The organism is Caballeronia sp. AZ1_KS37 (assembly GCF_023631165.1).
Lineage (GTDB): Bacteria > Pseudomonadota > Gammaproteobacteria > Burkholderiales > Burkholderiaceae > Caballeronia > Caballeronia zhejiangensis.
Window position 1 is genome coordinate 1 of record NZ_JALQDP010000057.1, and the last position, 301, is coordinate 301.

The following is a 301-nucleotide window of genomic DNA, read 5'->3' on the forward strand; positions in this document are numbered from 1 at the left end:
GAGAGGACTCGAACCTCCACGGTGTTGCCACCGCTAGGACCTGAACCTAGTGCGTCTACCAATTCCGCCACCTGGGCCAAGGGGTACAGCAAGCCCGCTATTCTAGCGGGAACGGGCGCCGTGTCAATCGAAAAGTCATACGACTCGTCTACGACAAAAACACGGTCTCCGCATAAAAAGAAAAAGCCACCCGAAGGTGGCTTTTTCAAACATCTGGTGCCCAAGAGAGGACTCGAACCTCCACGGTGTTGCCACCGCTAGGACCTGAACCTAGTGCGTCTACCAATTCCGCCACCTGGGC

General features: G+C 56.1%; 1 tRNA gene. It reads right to left on the reverse strand.

The features are described from left to right. Positions 1–214: 214 nt before the first annotated feature. A tRNA-Leu gene (locus NCS00_RS33215) sits at positions 215–301 on the reverse strand.